Below are 16913 nucleotides of genomic sequence, written 5' to 3'. Positions count from 1 at the left end.
ACTCCCGCCGGGCGATTGCGCGTTAAGTTACGAGGATGGAGCAGCGGATCAGCCTGATCACTCTCGGCGTCTCCGACCTGGCGCGGGCCAAAACCTTCTACGAGCAGCTCGGCTGGCGCGGCCAGGAGGTCGAGGAGACGGTCTTCCTCCAGGCCGGCGGCCTGGCCCTCGTTCTCTGGAGCCGCGACAAGCTCGCCGCCGACGCGGGCGTCCCCAACCCGGACACCGGCGGCTTCGGCGGAATCACCCTCGCCCAGAACGTCCGCTCACGCGCGGAGGTCGACGAGGTGATGGCCACCGCGGGCAAGGCCGGCGCCGAGGTGACCCAACCGGCGCGCGAGACGTTCTACGGCGGCTACGCCGGCTACTTCGCCGACCCGGACGGTCACGTCTGGGAGATCGCCTGGAACCCCGGCTTCACGCTCGGCCCGGACGGCTCCCTGACCCTCCCCGACTTCGGCGCTATGGGCTGACCTGAGGTGTGACGGTCACTGCCGGCTCGCTGGGTGACGGCGAGGGTGAGGGCGAAAGACTCGCCGTGGGCTGGTCCGTCAGGTCGGGCGTCGGCGTCGCGCTCACCGAAGGAGCCGGCGCGGTCGGCGGGACCGGCGCGGACGGGACCGGGGCAACGGACGCGACGGGATCGGCGGGGACGGCCGGACCGGCTGACCGGGCTCGCGGGGCAAGCGCTGCCGAACGGGCAGCCGGCACCCGCGCCGGGACCACCGGGTGGACGGCAGGAGCTGGGACGGGCGGCCCGACCGAGGCGTCATTCGCCGTCGCAGGCGTGCCCCGGTCCAGCATCACCAGCTCGCCGCTGAGGGTCGGGGCGCTGCTGTCCGCGCTGGGCGCGATGGTCGCCGCTTCCGCCCGTCGCACCGGGCCGACGTCCGGTGACCCCACCGCGCCGGGGCCCAGCGTCGCGAACACCACAGTCGCGACCGTGGCGACAGCGAGGGCTCGGCGGTCCGGGCGTACGGCCGTCAGGGGCGCGTCGACCGGGGCGACCGGCGACAGCGGCACCGGCGGGGTGGCCTGGTGCGCGGCAAGCAGGGCATCGACCTGCGCGGTCACGGCGGCGCGGTCCTCGGTGGCCGCGAGGGTGAGGTAGAACCGGAAGTTCACGGCCGTGCTGGCCGGGACCCGCAGTCCGCAGAGTCGAGCGCTGTCGTGCAGCAGGGTGACAGGCACGTCGGGGTGGTGGGCGGCGCCACGCAGGTCCGCGTACCGCCATTCGCGCCGGTGCTCGCGGCCGGCGAAGGCCACGCGGTGGCTGGTCACGACGGCCATGCCACTGTCGACGACACGCAGGCCCGCCGGCAGGGCCGCGTCGGCAGTCTCGGCGAGGGCACAACCGCCGGGCGTGGGCAGGCCGGCGACGTGCCGGGCCTCCGCCTCGACAAGCTCTGCGACGGGTACGACGCGAAAGACGAGTTCGTCGTCGTCGAGGTCGACGGGGAGGCCGGTGCGGGGCTGCGTACATCCGAGGAACCCGGCGGCCTCGATGCGGAGCCGGACCAGGTGGTCCTGGCGTCGACGCCAGGCTGCGGTGGCGTCGCGGTACGCGCGCCGACGCCTGTCGTTCTCGCGCTCGGCCCAGGCGAGCCGCCAGGAGGAAGGTGCCAGTGCGGTCACGGTCACGCGCGGTACAACCGCTCATGTACGTGACAGGGAACGCTGCGGGGATCGATGCTTCCCTTTGCTCCCGAAAGGAGAGAATTGACGGACGTCGGCGGCTGCTCCGGTGGAGACCGGAGCAGCCGCCGGGACAGCACTACGGCCGCAGCGAGGTGAAGAACTCCCTCAGCTCAGCGGCGAGCAGGTCCGGCTCCTCCAGGGGCATGAAGTGCCCGCCGCGATCCGGTTCGCTCCAGTGCCGGATGTCGGTGCAGGCCCGCTCGGCGATCTCCCGGGGGAAGTCGGCCTGCGAGGGTTCGCAGCTCACCGTGAACGCGGCCGGCACGGTGATCGGGGGACGTGGCGTGTTGTGGTCGAAGTCGGCGTACTGCCGGAACGACGAGCCGATCGTGCCGGTCACCCAGTAGAGCGTGATGACGGTGAGCAGGGTGTCGGTGTCGATGCTGTTGGCCAGGTCGCCGTCGTTGTCGCTCCAGTCCCGGTACTTGTCGACGAGCCAGGCGGCCAGCCCCGCCGGTGAGTCGACGAGCGCCGCCGCGAGGGTGTCCGGCCGGGTGCCCATGATGGCGCTGTAGCCACCGTCGGTCTCGTCGTACGCGGCCTCGGCGTCCAGGAACGCCTGCTCGGCGGCAGACAGCGGACGGGCGTCGAAGCTGGCCGGGAACGGTGGATGGATCATGTGGATGCCGGCGACCTGCTCCGGGTAGAGGGCGCCGAGCCAGCCCGTGACCACCCCGCCGACGTCGCCGCCGAACGCGCCGTACCGCTGGTAGCCGAGCACGTCTGTCATCAGCTCGTGCAACGTCCGGGCCAGCACCGCCCGGGTCAGCGGCCCGTCGGGCAGCTCCGACCAGCCGAAGCCGGGCAGCGAGGGCACCACCACGTCGAACGCGCCACCTGTGGGGCTGGTGAGCCGGTCGACCAGGGGCAGCATCTCGACGAAGCTGCTGGGCCAGCCGTGGCTCAGGAGCAACGGCGGCGGCGCGGGCGCGCCGGCCGGACGGGTCGCCCGGACGTGCAGGAAGTGCAGCTTCCGGCCGCCGACGAGCGCCAATTGCTGGGGGTACGCGTTGAGCGCGGCCTCGCGGGCACGCCAGTCGAACCCGTCGTGCCAGTAGGACACCAGGTCCCGCAGGTAGTCGGGATCGGTGCCGCCCTGCCACGGTCGGTCGCCGCTGCGGTCGGTGAAACGGGTACGGGCCAGTCGGGCCCGCAGGTCGTCGAGGACCGCATCGGGTACGTCGATGCGGAACGGGGAGACAGACATGGATCCTCCGATAAGGAGGGCGCACTCCCCGACGCGGAAGGTCAGCTGTGGGGGCCGGCGGAGAGGAGCGCCCAGGAATGACGATGGGTGGTCACCGGGCTCACCTCCTCTCGGGGCTGACGACGATCACCATACCCGTCGCGGGGCGGTGCGTGCACGCGCCGCCGCCCGGGGCGACCCGGACGGCGGCGCGGCGGAGGTCAGACCGGTTGACCGGGCTCGGGGGCCTCGTACACCCGGCGGATGTCCACCTCCACCTCACCGATCGTCGTGGCGAAGACGTCGACGAACCGTCGCCCCCACTCCACGGCCTCCTCGCGGGAGCGCACGTCCACGAGCGCGAACCCGGCGATCAGTTCCTTGGTCTCGGTGAACGGCCCGTCGGTGACCGTGGTCTTGCCGCCGCTGACGGTGATCCGGGTGGCGTCCGTGACGGTCGGGCAGAGCCCTTCGGCGGCGACCAGGATCCCTGCCTGCGCGACCTCCTTCATGAAACCCTCCATCCGGGCCATGAACTCCGGGCTCGGGTTGAATGCTCCCGGCAGGTTCTCGTCGAGCTTGTGCATCATCATGTAGCGCATGGGTCGGTCCTCTCCAGATCGATGAGTGATGGTCAGCGGTTGATCAGTCGAGCGCAGAGCGCGGTGAGCCAGCCGAAGGTGGGTACGCAGGCGAGCGCCATCCGGACGCTGAGGGTGTCCTGGTCGGGCCAGGCCAGGACGGCGACGACGGCGAGCGCGCAGCCGAGCGAGAACGCCGCCCACAGGCGCTCCCCGTCCCGCCACCAGGTGCGGGCGAAGACCAGGCAGGCGATGGGCAGTGAGCCGAAGGCCAGCCCCGCGCCGACGCCGTGACCGATGGCGTGCCAGCTCAGCGTGTCGGGCGTGCCCTCCGGCGCGCCTGCCGGCCAGCCCATGCTCGGGTCGGAAACCAACACCCCGGCGATGACCAGGCCGAGGCCGTGCACGGCGATCAGCGCAGGCCCCCACGTCCCGCCCGGCTCGCCGCTCAGCGTCCGGCGCAGCCCGACCGCGGCGGCGAGGGCGAGCAACCCGGTCAGCACGAAGTTGGCGGTCTGGATCCAGCCCAGGTCGCCGAGAGCGAGCAGGCTGAGCGGCTGCCGGCTCAGGTCGAACCCGTCGCGGGTGAGCACCTGGGCGGCCGCCACCACCCCGAACAGCGGCCCGGCGAGGACTCCGCCGGCCAGTAGCGCCCTGGTCGTCGTACGCCGGGGGTCGGCGCCTGCCACCGCGGACCGTGCTCTCGTCTCGTTCTCCGTCGTCGTCATGTCCCTCTCCTCGTCTGTGCCCGGCCGGTCGCCGGTCCCGCGCGCCGGTGCGAGCCGGCTTTCACTGACGCGTCGAGTGGAGGGCACGGGATACGACATGACAGTCGAAGAATTTCTCAGCGGGTCGGCGCGACGCCGCGGGCACAGTCGGCGGCACGGGCGAACAGCAGCGCCCGCTCACGTTCGTTGCCGGTGAGGTGGGCTGCCCGGTCGAACTCGACGCGCGCCTCGTCGTAGCGGCCCAGCTTCGCCAGCAGGTCCCCGAGCACGCTTGACAGCAGGTGGTAGCCGGCCAGCGCCGGCTCGTCGGCGAGCGCCCGCGCCAGGTCCAGGCCGGCGGCAGGGCCGTCGGCGAAGGAGACCGCGACGGCCCGGTTCAGCTCCACGACCGGCGACGGTACGACCCGGGCCAGCTCCGCGTAGCCGGCCGCGATCCGCGTCCAGTCCGTCTCCTGCGGGGTACGCGCCCGCGCGTGGCAGGCGGCGATCTCCGCCTGGAGGGTGTACGGACCGGCGGGGATGCCGGCTGCTCGGGCCTGGTCGAGGGCTGCCAGGCCCCGGCGGATCAGCAGGTGGTCCCACCGTCCGCGGTCCTGTTCCAGGAGCAGGATCGGCTCTCCCGCCGGGTCGACCCTCGCCGCGGTGCGGGACGCCTGGATTTCCAGCAGCGCGGCGAGCCCGTGCACCTCCGGTTCCGCGGGCATCAGCCCCTGGAGGACGCGGGCCAGGCGCAGCGCCTCCGCGCAGAGGGCCGGGCGCATCCAGTCGTCGCCGGCGGTCGCCGAGTAACCCTCGTTGAAGATCAGGTAGATCACCTCCAGCACGGAGGCGAGCCGTTCGCCGCGCTCCTCGATGCCTGGCACCTCGAACGGCACCTTCGCATCGGCGAGGGTCTTCTTGGCGCGGGTGATCCGCTGCGCGACAGTGGTCTCCGGCACCAGGAACGCGCGGGCGATCTCGTCGGTCTTCAGCCCGCCGAGCATCCGCAGGGTCAGTGCCGCCCGCGCCTGCGGCGACAGCACCGGATGGCAGGCCGTGAAGACCAGCCGCAGGAGGTCGTCGTCGATCCGTTCCTCGAAGGCGGCGTCGAAGTCGGGGAAGAACTGGTCGTCGCCGAGATCTCGCCAGAGGTCGGCGACCCGTCGTTCCAGCAGGGTCCGGCGGCGCAGCGCGTCGATCGCCCGTCGTTTGCCGACAGTGGTGAGCCAGGCACCCGGGTTGGCCGGTACCCCGTCGCGCGGCCACTGTTCCAGTGCGGCGACCAATGCGTCCTGGGCCAACTCCTCGGCCCAGCCCACGTCACGCACCACGGCGGCCAGGGCGGCGATCACCCGCCCGGCCTCGATCCGCCACACCGCCTCGACTGTGCGGTGCACCTGCTCGTCTCCCATGACCGCCCATCACAGCAGGCCCGTCCGGTGGGGACAAGGAACACCGCACCACCAGGCGTCAGCCGGCGCGCCTGTGGCGCGCGGCGGTATCAGCCGGCACGCCTGTGGCGCGGCAGTATCAGCCGGCGCGCCTGTGGCGCGGCAGTGGACCGTCCGCCGGAAAGCGCGACCGCGTTCGCGGTGGGTACGCCTCGCAGTGCCCGGCCCACTGGTCGGCGGCGGCGGCGAGGGCGTCCGCGGAGACGGTGAGGAGCAGCGGGTAGACGGCGGTGGCGGGTCGGCGAATCCACGGGGGCAGTGACTCGGCGGAGAACTCGACGGTCAGCTCCAGCCGGCGGCGGCGGATCGCCCGGGTACGCAGGACCAGGTTGGGCTCGGTGAAGCGGACCATCGCCGACGGCGGGGTCGGTCCGCTGGCCGCCGTCGCCTGGCCGTGCAGCCAACTGCCAAGCGCGCGGGCCTCCTCGACCAGCATGCTCGGGTAGTGGTGCGACCAGGTCTGGCCGTCGGCGGTGCGGGCGTCCACCTCGATGAGCAGCCAGTCCTGCCAGCCCGGCGCGGCCCGCTCGGGATCGTCGGGCGGGTCGATGCCGGGCTGGTAGCCGACCGGGCGGATCCGCACCCGGGCACCATCGTCGGACCGGATCTCCACACGATCATTCTCGCCGCCGAAGCGGACAATAACTCCCAAATGAGGTTACTGAGAGATGGTCCGCCGGACACCCCGATGGTCGGCGCACGCGCCCGCGCGGCCACCGGTCAGGCTGACCGCGCCGTCCCGACACTGCACCAGATAGCCCCGGCCCGCCCAGAACTGCGGCACGCACTCGAACCAGTCGCAGACCTCGGCGGCCGGCCGGCGGACCCGGGTTCCGCCACAGAAGTCGTACCCCAGGGGATTTTCCGGAGCGCCGCAGCGCGGCCCGGCGGTCGCGGTGGGCGACGGGCGCGGCGCGGACGTCCGCTTGGTCGCGGTGGTGCGCGCGGGCGCCGGGGCCGCCGGGCGCAGCAGCGCGGAAGGCGCGCTGGGCGTCGACGCCGGCGTGGCCGCCGCCGCGACCTCCGCGCCGCCGGTCGGGTCCGACGGGTTCGAGTCGAACAGCGCCGCCGGCACCAGCAGCGCGATGCCCGCCGCCACCGCGATGGTCCGGCGACCACCAGGAACCAGCGAGGACAGCCGGGCCTGCGCGGGCGTGGCCACCGCCGGCCGGAACGGCTTGAGCTGGTCGTGCTCCGCGATCAGCTCGTCGAGCTGGGCGAGCACCGCGGCGCGCTGCTCGATCGCGTCGGCGAAGGCAAGCGTCAGCTTGAACCGGAAGTCCGCAGCCGCGTCGGTGGGCAGCAACAACCCGGAGGCACGCCGCCGGTCCAGCACCTGGATCAGGGTCACCGGCGCCGCCGGGTCGTGGGCCAGGCCGGTCATCCGGCCGTACGCCCAGTCGCGCCGGCCACGTCCGCCGAGCAGGACCAGGCGACGGCTGGTGATGACTGCCATGCCGGCGTCGGTGACGCGTACGCCGTCGGGCCGGCGTGGGCGCAGCGGCGCGGCCGGCGCGGCGACCGTCAGGTCCGGCGCGGGCAGCACTGTCGTGTGTCGCACCTCGACCAGTTGCGCGGCGGGCAGGGCCCACAGCACGACCTCGTCGTCGACCAGCTCAAGTGGGAGGCCCGCGCCTGCCGCCACGGAGCCCTGGAAGTCGGCGGCCAGCGCGCGCAGCCGCCGTAACTCGTCGTCGCGTCGCCGCCAGGCCGTCTCGGCGCCGCGGAACGTGCTGACCCGCCGCACGTTCTGCCGCTGCGCCCAGCGGTACCGCCATGTGGAACCCGTCGAATCAGTCTTCGCCACGCCGACTCCTCCGCCGCGCAGACCACCAATCTGGGTGTCACTCGGATTAACAGTCGCGACGGTCGGCCGGGACACGCCAGGACGGGCGAACTATCCGAACGGTGGAGCAACCGGGACGATAGGTCGATACTGCTGCGTCGATTCACCTTCCGTCGTGTCGTGCGGGGCGGTCGCTGTCTCGGTAACGTCAGCCGCAGCCGGGTGGCGACGCCGCCGCACCGCCCGTACGGAGGGGGTGAGGGTCATGCCGCCAGACACCCTGCCCGGCGTGGTGGTCGGGGTCGACATCGGCACCACGAGCACCAAGGCCATGGCGTACGACACCGACGGCCGGCTGCTGGCCAGCCACTCCGCCGGCTACCCCCTCGACGACCCGCTTCCCGGGTACGCCGAGCAGGACCCGGAGCTGATCCTCACCGCCGTCGTCGAGTCGATCCGGGCCGTGGTGACCGAGCTGACCGTTCCGGTGTCCGGCCTGGCCTTCTGCTCCGCCATGCACAGCCTCATCGGGCTCGACGCGGCCGGCGACCCGCTCACGCCGTCGGTGACCTGGGCCGACTCCCGAGCCACCCGCCAGGCCGAACGGCTGCGGGCGGTGCCGTCCGGGCTGGCCCTGCACCGGCGCACCGGCACGCCCATGCACCCGATGTCGCCGCTGCCCAAGCTGCTCTGGTTCGCCGAGCAGGAGCCGAAGCTCTTCGAGCGCGTCGCGCACTGGGTAGGCATCAAGGACTGGGTGCTGCGGCGACTCTGCGAGGCGCTTGTCACCGACCACTCGATCGCCTCGGCCACCGGCCTGCTGGACATCCACACCCTCCAGTGGGACACCGAGGCGCTCACCATCGCCGGCATCACCGAGGAGCAGTTGCCCCAACTGGTCGCCACGACCGCCGTCCTGCCCGGCCTCACCCCGACGGCCGCCACCGCCCTCGGCCTGCCGCAGCGCACCCCCGTGGTGGTCGGCGCCGGTGACGGGCCGCTGGCCAACCTGGGCCTGGGCGCGGTGCACCCCGGCATGGTGGCCTGCTCGATCGGCACCAGCGGCGCCATGCGCGTCATGGTCGAACGCCCCGGTGTGGACCCGCTGGGCGGGGTGTTCTGCTACGCGCTGACCGAGGACCGGTGGGCCGTCGGTGGCGCCATCAACAACGGCGGCCTCGTCCTCAAGTGGGCGGGCGCGGCGCTCGCGCCGGAGCTGGGCGAGCACCCCGAGGAGGAGCTGGTGGCCCTCGCCGCCCGCGCGCCGGTCGGCTCGGGCGGGCTCATCATGCTGCCGTACCTGCACAGCGAACGCGCTCCACACTGGAGCGCCCTGCCCCGCGGCGCGTACGTCGGGCTGACCCACGGGCACCGCCGCGAACACCTCGTCCGGGCCGCGATGGAGGGGGTGTGCCAGCAGCTCGCGCTTGTGCTCAGCTCGGTGCGCGCCGCCGGCAACGAGGTCCGCGAGATCCGGGCCGGTGGCGGTTTCGCCCGCAGCGGCCTGTGGCGGCAGATGCTCGCCGACGTGCTCGGCACGCCGGTGAGCTTCCCGGCCGGCCGCGAGGGGTCGAGCTTCGGCGCCGCGCTGCTCGGCATGCAGGCGCTGGGCCTGATCCCCAGCATCGACGTGGCCGCCGACCTGGTCCGCATCGAGGAGGTCATCCGCCCCGACCCGGCTGCCGCCGCCACGTACGCGACGCTGCTGCCGCTCTTCGCCGAACTGTACGACGCGCTGGTGCCCACCTTCACGTCGATGCGTCGGCTGGCGCCCGGCCTGCCCGCCGAGCCCGAGACCCCCGCAGGACCACCGATGTAGGCCCTTCGGCCGGCCCCGCCCAGGGCCGACCCCCGTCCCGAAGGTCGTGATCGCCGTGCTCCCACCCCTCGCCCTCGCCGACCCGCTGACCTCCCTAGCCGACCCGCTGACCTCCCTCGCCGCGCCGGCCTCGATCTCCGCGCCGGGCTCGTTCGCGGCACCGGCCTGGCTCACCGCACCGGCTTCGTTCGCCGCGCCGGCCTGGCTCACCGCACCGGCGTCGTTCGCCGCGCCGGCCGAGCCGGTCACCACCGCTGGCGACGGCCAACTCGTCGTCGCCGCGCTGCTCGGCATCGTCGCCGTGGTGCTGCTGATCGCCTGGGCCAAGGTGCACCCGTTCCTGTCGCTGATCCTCGGCGCGGCGGTGCTCGGCGTGGTCGCCAGCGTCGCGCCCGACAAGATGATCACGTCGTTCACCGGTGGCGTCGGCACCACTGTCGGCGGCGTCGGGCTGCTGATCGCGCTGGGGGCCATGATCGGCGGTCTGCTCGCCGAGTCCGGTGGCGCGGACGGCATCGTCACCCGGGTCGTCGGCCGGGTGTCCGGCAGGGCGCTGCCCTGGGCGATGGCCGGGGTGGCGGCGCTGATCGGGTTGCCACTCTTCTTCGAGGTCGGCGTGGTGCTGCTGGTGCCGATCGTGCTGCTCGTCTCGATGCGGACCGACGTACCGCTGATGAAGCTCGGCATCCCGGCGCTGGCCGGCCTGTCGGTGCTGCACGGCCTCGTGCCACCGCACCCGGGGCCGCTGGTGGCGATCTCGTCACTCAACGCCGACCTGGGCCTGACGCTCGGGCTGGGCCTACTGGTGGCGATCCCCACGGTGATCATCTCGGGACCGGTCTTCGGCAACTTCATCGCCAGGTACGTCCCGGCGACCGCACCGGCAGCGCTGCTGCCCACCCGCCGCCAGCCCGCCGCAACGGCGGGCAGCACCCGGGCGACGGGTTCGGCCGGGACGCCCGACCGCCGCGATGTGGACGGTGACCTGCTCACCGACGACGACCTGGTCAACCCGGGCGGTGGTCGACCGGGCGAACCGGTGGACGACAGCGGCACGGAGACCGCCAGGCGTACCCCGGCGTTCTGGCCCGCGGTGATCACCGTCCTGCTGCCGGTGGTGCTGATGCTGCTGCGCGCGATCGGCGAGCTGGCGCTGGACGAGGGCACGGCGGGCCGCAAGACGCTTGACATCGTCGGCACGCCCATCGTGGCGCTGCTCGCCGGAGTGATCCTGGCGATGTTCACCCTCGGCTACCAGGCCGGGTTCAGCCGGTCCCAGGTCTCCTCGGTGCTCGGCGGTTCGCTGCCCCCGATCGCCGGCATCCTGCTGATCGTGGCGGCCGGCGGCGGGTTCAAGCAGGTGCTGGTGGACGCCGGGGTCGGCAACCTGGTCGCCGACGCCGCCAAGGACGCGAACCTGTCCCCGCTGCTGCTGGGCTGGCTGGTCGCGGTAGGCATCCGGGTGGCCACCGGCTCAGCGACGGTCGCCACCATCACGGCGGCGGGCATCGTGGCACCACTCGCCGCGACCCTGGACCGACCGGGGGTGGCCCTGCTGGCGCTGGCCATCGGCTGCGGGTCGCTGTTCTTCTCGCACGTCAACGACGCCGGGTTCTGGCTGGTCAAGGAGTACTTCGGCCTGACCGTCGGGCAGACCATCAAGAGCTGGTCGGTGATGGAGACGCTCATCTCCGTGATCGGCTTCGCCGGCGTGCTCCTGCTCGACCTGGTGGTGTAGCGGGCCCGGGTCAGGCCGCCTCGACGCCGGAGATCAGATAGCGGTGCACGTCGGCGTCGAGGATGGCCACCGTCTGGGCGTCGCTCGGCCCGGCGCCGCGGAACGCCGCCAACTGCTCCGGCGACTCCCACCGTTCGAAGATGTGGATGCGATCCGGGTCGAGCGGGTCCGCCGCGAGCAGGAAGTCGAGGCAGCCGGCCGCCGCTCGCGCCTGTTCGATTGTCTCTCGGCAGCCGGAGAGGTAGTCGTCGCGGGCGCCCGGCTCCACGCACAGACTGCCGGCAATGATCAACAAAGGTGCCTCCCCCGGGGCCGGTACCGCTGATGCGCGGGATACCACAGAGTCATAGTTATACCTCTGAGGTATGGCGCTCGCGGGGACATCGGCTCCCGGACGGGTGACGGCGGTCCCGCCAGCCCCATCCGCCTCCTCCGCTTCTTATCGTGCAAACGTGAGAAAAAGCGACAAGAAGCGCTCATCTTCCCTGTTCGCGCCGCACCCCCACGTACTCCTCAGGTGGCTGGCGGCGGCGGTCGCGCTTGCCGTGGTCGCGACGACGGGGCCGGCCACCGCCGACGGCCCCGGCCCGGCCGCCGGACCGGACCACCAGACCACCCCGGGGTACGGCGCCGAGCCTGCAGCGGGCGACGGGCCGGCAGGGAACGACGGTCCGGCAGACGACGGGCCGGTGAACGACGGGCCGGTAGACGACGGGCCCACAGACGACGGGCCGGCGGACGGGGACGGGCCGGCGGACGCGGGTGGGCGCAGCGACGAGCCGGGCGTGGAGCCCGCGCCGGAGCGGGCGCCGACAAGCGAGGTGTCCTGGCTGTCGTTTCCCGGCGGGGCGTTCGCTGTGGACTCGCTCGGGCACACGGTGCGGTACCGGGCCTGCGACGGCGACACCGGCCGGGTCGCCGACCCGGACATGCTGGTCGCCGCCGGGGTGGCCAGCGGTGAGGTGACCGTCGAGGGCAGGAGCTTCCGCTACCGGGTGCCCCTGGTCGGGCGCAGCGACGGCACGCTCGTGGTGTCCGGGCCGCGGGCCCAACCGGTGCGGCTGACCGGCGTGGTGGTCACCAGCCCGCAACCGCCCACCGATCCGGTCGAGGGCGCCCGGCTGTTCCCCCTCAGCGGGCAGCTCGCCCGGGTGGTCGCCGACGCGAGCCTCAACCCGTCGGGAGCCACCGTCCGCGACCTGTCCGGTCGGTACGGCGACCAGCAGATCTCGGTCAACGGCGCCCTGCGCCCCAAGGCCGCCAGCGTCATCAAGCTCTGGATCCTGGTGGAGCTGCTGCGCCGGGTGGACTGTGGACAGGTCTCGCTCGACGACGGCGTGCTTGTCACCCCGGCCGACGTGGTCGGCGGCACGGGTCAGCTCCAGTTCGAGACGTTCCCGCAGGTGGTCACGCTGTACCGGCTCGCCCGGTACCTGATCAGGTTCAGCGACAACGTGGCGGCCAACGTGCTGATCACCTACCTGGGCGGGTTCACCCCGGTCAACGCGCTCATCGACTCGATGAACCAGCGGTCCACCATCCTGGCCCGCCGGATGCTTGACAGCGCGGCGGCGCAGCGCGGCGAGGAGAACTACACCAGCCCGGACGACGTGGTGTCGCTGCTCGGCGCGGTCTGGGACGGCGAGATCCTCACCCCGACCTCCCGCGACCTGATGATCGGCTTCATGCGGGAACAGACCCTGAACACCAAGATCCCGGCGGCGCTGCCACCCGGCGTTCCGGTGGCCCACAAGACCGGTGACCTGCCGGACGCCTCCCACGACGTCGGCTACTACCTGATCCCCGGCACCGAGACCGCCGTCGCGTTCCTCACCGCCGGTCCGATGGCGACCGGCGACGAGACCGTGCGCCGGATGGCCCGGACCGTCTACGACTTCCTGGTCACCCCGACCGGCGGGGCGGTCGAGGAGTGAACCGGCGTCAGGCGCCGGGGATGTTCGCCGGCGGGTCCTCCCCCACCAGGTCGGCCGCCGGCGGGTCGGCCGCCACCGACAGCCCGAAATCCGAGTACGTCAGGTCGAGCTGGGCCGTCTTCGCCTGCTCCGTGGCCAACTCGATCCGGTAGCGGACCAGCCGCCCCTGCTCGTCCACACTGGCGGTGAACGGCACCTTGGCGGCCCGGTCGCCGAGCACCCCGCCGATCCCGCCGCCCAGCACGTTGGCGCTGTCGCGCAGGTCGAGCGTGCCCGCGTACTCCCGGGTGCCGGTCTGGCGCACACCTGCCGACGTGGTCAGCGTGCTGGCCAGCCGGGTGTTGTCCAGGCCCTTGTTGCTGACCGGACTGCCCGGCGCGCCGACGTGCCACCAGGTCTTGCCGTCCCAGACCGGGACCCGGCGGTCCGGGGCGCTGACCCGCACGTAGACGTGCGGACCTGTGGTCAGCCGCTCGATCCTCACCTCGCCGTTGGGGACCTTGAGCGAGGTGGTCTCCGTGCCGCGCCGCGCCTTCGGGTCCCACACCACGACCGTGGTGTCCCCCTCGGCGGTCCCGCCGCTGCCCACGGTCAGCCGGTACGGCTGCTCGTCGACCTTCGCGGCGGCGGCGACAAGCACAGCGGCCGGATCTGTCGGGGCCGGCGCCGCGCCGGTGGGGGCGGTCGACGTGGCGGCTGCCGGGCGGTCCGCGTCCGGCTCGTCAGCGGCGGCGACCACTGCCCACACGCCTGCCGCCACCGCCACGACGAGGACAGCGCCGACGGCGACCAGCTTGGGCTTCTGCACTGTCATCTCCCCTGGGCGGTGCGGTCCGGCCAGAGTAGCCGGACCGCACCGGGTCACGCGCGGCTGATCGCGTTGGCGTGGATCGCCTCGTTCAGGTACGCCGCCAGGCCGGGGGCGATGTTCTCGTAGTAGGCGGTGAACCGCTCGTCGGCCAGGTACATGTCGGCCAACCCGGTGTGCCCCTCGTACGAGCACTCGTAGAACCAGCGGCTGATGAGCAGCCGGTGCTCCTCGGCCAGGTCCATCGCCTCCGGGCTGTCCGCCGGCACGCCCGCGGCGAGCACCGCGACGATCCGCCGACCCCAGTCCTCGTTCTCCGCCCGGTGCCGCAGCCAGTCGTCCTTGGTGTAGCGGGCGACCCGCCGGTTCGACTCCCGGTACGCGTCGGTGTCACCCCACCGTCGCTCCGCCTCGGCCCGGTGCTCCTCCGGGTCGACGTCACCGAAGACCTCGAACCGCTCCTCCGGCGTGAGTTGGATGTTCATCTTGCTCGCCTCCATCGCGAACTCGATCGCCGTGACCATCTCCTGCAACCGCTTCAGCCGTACCGTCAGCAGCTCGTGCTGTCGGCGCAGGTGCGCGGCCGGGTCGGCCGCCGGGTCGTCGATGATCGCGGTGATCTCCTCAAGTGGGAAACCCAGCTCGCGGTAGTACAGGACGAGCTGCAGCCGTTGCAGGTCCTTGTCGTCGTAGCGGCGGTAGCCGGTAGGCGTCCGTCCGCTCGGCGAGAGCAGGCCGATCTCGTCGTAGTGGTGCAGCGTCCGTACCGTCACGCCGGCGGTCTTCGCCACCTGACCCACCGTGTACGCCATGGTTCCCCTCCCTTCCGGGAACCAGGCTCCCGCCTGCCGTTACGTCAGGGTCAAGCCCGATTCTGACCCACCGTGGCGGGGCTGTCCGGGCGCCCGTAGAGATAGCCCTGGCCGCGTGGGCAGCCGATCGCCGTGACCGCCTCGTGCTGGCGTTCGGTCTCCACGCCCTCGGCGATCACCGCCAGGTCGAACGCGCCGGCCAGCCGGGTGACCATCTCCACGGTCGCGTACGCCCGGTCGTCCGTGCCCAGCCGCGCCACGAACGACCTGTCGATCTTCAGCTCGGTGGCCGGGATGCGGTGCAGGTAGCTCAACGACGAGTAGCCCGTACCGAAGTCGTCGATGGCGATCTGGATGCCCAGCTCCCGCAGCTGGTGCAGCCGTTCCAGCACCGCGTCGGTCCCCTCGATCAACGCCGACTCGGTCAGCTCCAACGTCAATGCGCGCGGCGCCAGCCCGGCGCTGGCGGTGGCCGCCGTGACAGTGGCGATCAGGTCGGGCCGGCGCAGGTGCGCCGCGGCGATGTTCACCGCGACCGTCGCCTCCGGCGCGCGGGCCCGCCAGGTCGCCGCCGCCCGACACGCCTCATGGATCACCCAGCGATCGATCGGGATGATCAGCCCGGTCTCCTCGGCCAGCGGCAGGAACTTCGCCGGCGGCAGCATCCCCAGCCGCGGGTGCCGCCAGCGCACCAGCGCCTCGGCGCTGCGGACCGCTCCGCTGGCCAGGTCGACGATGGGCTGGAACTCCAGGTGCAGTTCCTCCTCGTCGACGGCCCGGCGCAGGTCGGCGATCAACTCCGCCCGGGACACGGCCGACTCACGCAGACCCGGGGTGCACGTCCGGTACGCGGACTTGCCGGCCGCCTTCGCCGCGTACATGGCGATGTCGGCGTCGCGCAGGAGGTCGCTGTGCGAGGCGTGCTGCGGCCCGTACTCGGCGATGCCGATGCTCGCCGACGGGTGCACGCCCACGTCCTCCTCGCCGTCGGAGGGCCGCAGGGCGTCCAGCAACCGTTCGGCCAGCCGCTCCGGTGACACCGGCCCGTCCCGCTCGACCAGCACCGCGAACTCGTCCCCGCCGAGCCGGGCGATGGTGCCGTCGCCGGCCACCGCCGTCCGCATCCGGGCCGCCAACCCGGTCAGCAGGGTGTCGCCCGTGGCGTGCCCGAACCGGTCGTTGACCTGCTTGAACCCGTCGAGGTCGAGCAGCAGGACCGCCACCGGACGACCGTCGCGCAGCGCCAGGCGCAGCAACCTGTTGAACAGCAGCCGATTCGGCAGTCCGGTGAGCTGGTCGCCGTACGCGAGCCGGCGCAGTCGCGCCACCAGGCGCAGGTTCTCGTTGGCGGCCAGCCCCTGGCGCACGGCGAGTGCGGCGAGCAGCGCCATCATGGTCACGAAGACCAGCTGCGGGGTCTGGCCGGTGGGTTGGCGGGCCAGCAGCACCGCGATGATCGCCCCGCCGACCGGCAGGTACGGCAGCGCCACCCGCCACCACGGCGGCATCGGCGACTCCGCGGTCTCGTCGGTGCCGTCGCAGTCCGGCGGCGGCGAGTTTCCGGAGGCCACGCCGATCAGCAGGTAACTCAGCGGCCAGCACAGGTCGATGGGGTGACCGGCAGCGTAGTCGGCGCGGGCGACAAGCGAGACGTAGACGACGTCGGCGACCACCCGGATGGTGAGGCTCACCGCGAGAACACTCATCGGCCGCCACAGTGGACGCGCCGGCCCGGCCACCGCCACCAGGATGGTGAGCTGCATGAGGTCGAACATCGGGTAGAGCAGCCCCAGCGTGCGCGCCGGGTCGGCCAGGTCGGCTGCGGCGACCCCCCGGAACACGAGCACCCAGCCGATCGGCACCAGCGCCAGCGCGACGATCACGCCGTCGAGCAGCGTCCGTGCGCGCCCCACCCCGGACCGGGGCCCCGACGGCGAGCTGAGCAGCGCGGCGGTGCCGGTGAGGATGCCTGCGGTGAAGACCACGCCCACCAGCGGGGTGTGCGGCAGGTCGTCGCCGACCAGCCGCTGCGCCGTCCAGATCGCCCGGCCCAGCGCGGCGAGCGCCATGGTCACGGCGAGCAGCGTCCAGAACCGGCGCAACGGGGCCGGATGTCGGCGGGCCACGCGAGCGCAGGCCACGGTCGCCCAGCCGGCCACCAGCAGCGCGCCCACGTCGCTGACCAGCGCGGCACCGGGCAGCGCGGCGAACAGCCAGAACGCCTCCACGACGAGGACCACGCCGACGACTAACAGCCCGACCCGACCCCACCCGGCCCAGGCCCCACCACTCGGGCAACCGACGATCGGCACCACGGCGGTCGGCTCGACGGGGTTCGGCTCCCCCGAAGCCTGCTTCACGTCCTGTCGCGACACGGTCGCTCCGGCTCTTCG

General features: G+C 72.9%; 15 protein-coding genes. 4 read left to right on the top strand and 11 right to left on the bottom strand.

What is annotated here, in order from left to right; all coding sequences use genetic code 11:
• Positions 1-35: 35 nt before the first annotated feature.
• The gene (locus tag OOJ91_RS26720) at positions 36-473 is read left to right on the top strand and encodes a VOC family protein (protein WP_266249210.1); all 438 of its coding nucleotides are present in this window, start codon (positions 36-38) and stop codon (positions 471-473) included.
• Here the strand turns inward: OOJ91_RS26720 and OOJ91_RS26715 are convergent.
• The 7 genes from OOJ91_RS26715 to OOJ91_RS26685 all read right to left on the bottom strand — a co-directional run bounded on the left by OOJ91_RS26715 (position 463) and on the right by OOJ91_RS26685 (position 7430).
• Positions 463-1635, bottom strand: coding sequence for a hypothetical protein (locus tag OOJ91_RS26715; protein ID WP_266249208.1), 1173 nt, complete (start codon positions 1633-1635; stop codon positions 463-465). The genes OOJ91_RS26720 and OOJ91_RS26715 overlap by 11 nt on opposite strands.
• A 139-nt stretch (positions 1636-1774) precedes the next feature.
• Positions 1775-2905, bottom strand: coding sequence for an epoxide hydrolase family protein (locus OOJ91_RS26710; RefSeq protein WP_266249207.1), 1131 nt, complete (start codon positions 2903-2905; stop codon positions 1775-1777).
• A gap of 200 nt (positions 2906-3105) precedes the next feature.
• The gene (locus OOJ91_RS26705) at positions 3106-3486 is read right to left on the bottom strand and encodes a YciI family protein (protein WP_266249206.1); all 381 of its coding nucleotides are present in this window, start codon (positions 3484-3486) and stop codon (positions 3106-3108) included.
• Between the two features lie 32 nt (positions 3487-3518).
• Positions 3519-4193 carry a DUF998 domain-containing protein gene (locus tag OOJ91_RS26700; RefSeq protein ID WP_266249205.1) on the bottom strand — a complete coding sequence of 225 codons (675 nt, stop codon included), beginning with the start codon at positions 4191-4193 and terminating at the stop codon, positions 3519-3521.
• A gap of 116 nt (positions 4194-4309) precedes the next feature.
• Positions 4310-5584, bottom strand: a complete 1275-nt coding sequence (locus tag OOJ91_RS26695) for an RNA polymerase sigma factor (RefSeq protein ID WP_266249204.1) — start codon at positions 5582-5584, stop codon at positions 4310-4312.
• A 118-nt stretch (positions 5585-5702) separates the two neighbouring features.
• Positions 5703-6236, bottom strand: a complete 534-nt coding sequence (locus tag OOJ91_RS26690; protein WP_266249203.1) for a WapI family immunity protein — start codon at positions 6234-6236, stop codon at positions 5703-5705.
• Positions 6237-6281: 45 nt separating this feature from the next.
• Positions 6282-7430: a hypothetical protein gene (locus OOJ91_RS26685; RefSeq protein WP_266249202.1), complete on the bottom strand. Its 1149-nt coding sequence runs from the start codon at positions 7428-7430 to the stop codon at positions 6282-6284.
• Positions 7431-7674: 244 nt separating this feature from the next.
• On the opposite strand from OOJ91_RS26685, the gene OOJ91_RS26680 reads away from it, so the two are divergent.
• Both OOJ91_RS26680 and OOJ91_RS26675 read left to right on the top strand, forming a co-directional pair.
• Positions 7675-9228 (top strand): gluconokinase, encoded by a 1554-nt coding sequence (locus OOJ91_RS26680; RefSeq protein ID WP_266249201.1) that lies wholly within the window; start codon positions 7675-7677, stop codon positions 9226-9228.
• 283 nt (positions 9229-9511) lie between these two features.
• Entirely contained in the window at positions 9512-10966 is a 1455-nt protein-coding gene (locus OOJ91_RS26675) for a GntT/GntP/DsdX family permease (protein ID WP_266249870.1), read from the top strand.
• A 10-nt stretch (positions 10967-10976) separates the two neighbouring features.
• Here OOJ91_RS26675 and OOJ91_RS26670 read toward each other — a convergent pair whose 3' ends face one another.
• Complete coding sequence (locus tag OOJ91_RS26670) at positions 10977-11261, bottom strand: putative quinol monooxygenase (RefSeq protein ID WP_266249200.1); 285 nt, start codon at positions 11259-11261, stop codon at positions 10977-10979.
• A gap of 157 nt (positions 11262-11418) precedes the next feature.
• Here OOJ91_RS26670 and OOJ91_RS26665 point away from each other — a divergent pair, with 157 nt between their 5' ends.
• Entirely contained in the window at positions 11419-12900 is a 1482-nt protein-coding gene (locus tag OOJ91_RS26665; RefSeq protein WP_266249199.1) for a serine hydrolase, read from the top strand.
• Positions 12901-12907: 7 nt separating this feature from the next.
• Here OOJ91_RS26665 and OOJ91_RS26660 read toward each other — a convergent pair whose 3' ends face one another.
• The 3 genes from OOJ91_RS26660 to OOJ91_RS26650 are packed head-to-tail and all read right to left on the bottom strand — an operon-like array spanning position 12908 to position 16895.
• Positions 12908-13708: a hypothetical protein gene (locus OOJ91_RS26660; RefSeq protein ID WP_266249197.1), complete on the bottom strand. Its 801-nt coding sequence runs from the start codon at positions 13706-13708 to the stop codon at positions 12908-12910.
• Between the two features lie 53 nt (positions 13709-13761).
• Entirely contained in the window at positions 13762-14520 is a 759-nt protein-coding gene (locus OOJ91_RS26655; RefSeq protein ID WP_266249195.1) for a MerR family transcriptional regulator, read from the bottom strand.
• Positions 14521-14570: 50 nt separating this feature from the next.
• Positions 14571-16895, bottom strand: coding sequence for a putative bifunctional diguanylate cyclase/phosphodiesterase (locus tag OOJ91_RS26650; protein ID WP_266249193.1), 2325 nt, complete (start codon positions 16893-16895; stop codon positions 14571-14573).
• Between the last annotated feature and the right edge of the window lie 18 nt (positions 16896-16913).

The organism is Micromonospora lupini (assembly GCF_026342015.1).
GTDB lineage: Bacteria > Actinomycetota > Actinomycetes > Mycobacteriales > Micromonosporaceae > Micromonospora > Micromonospora lupini_B.
This window is presented reverse-complemented; position numbering and strand designations above follow the sequence as displayed.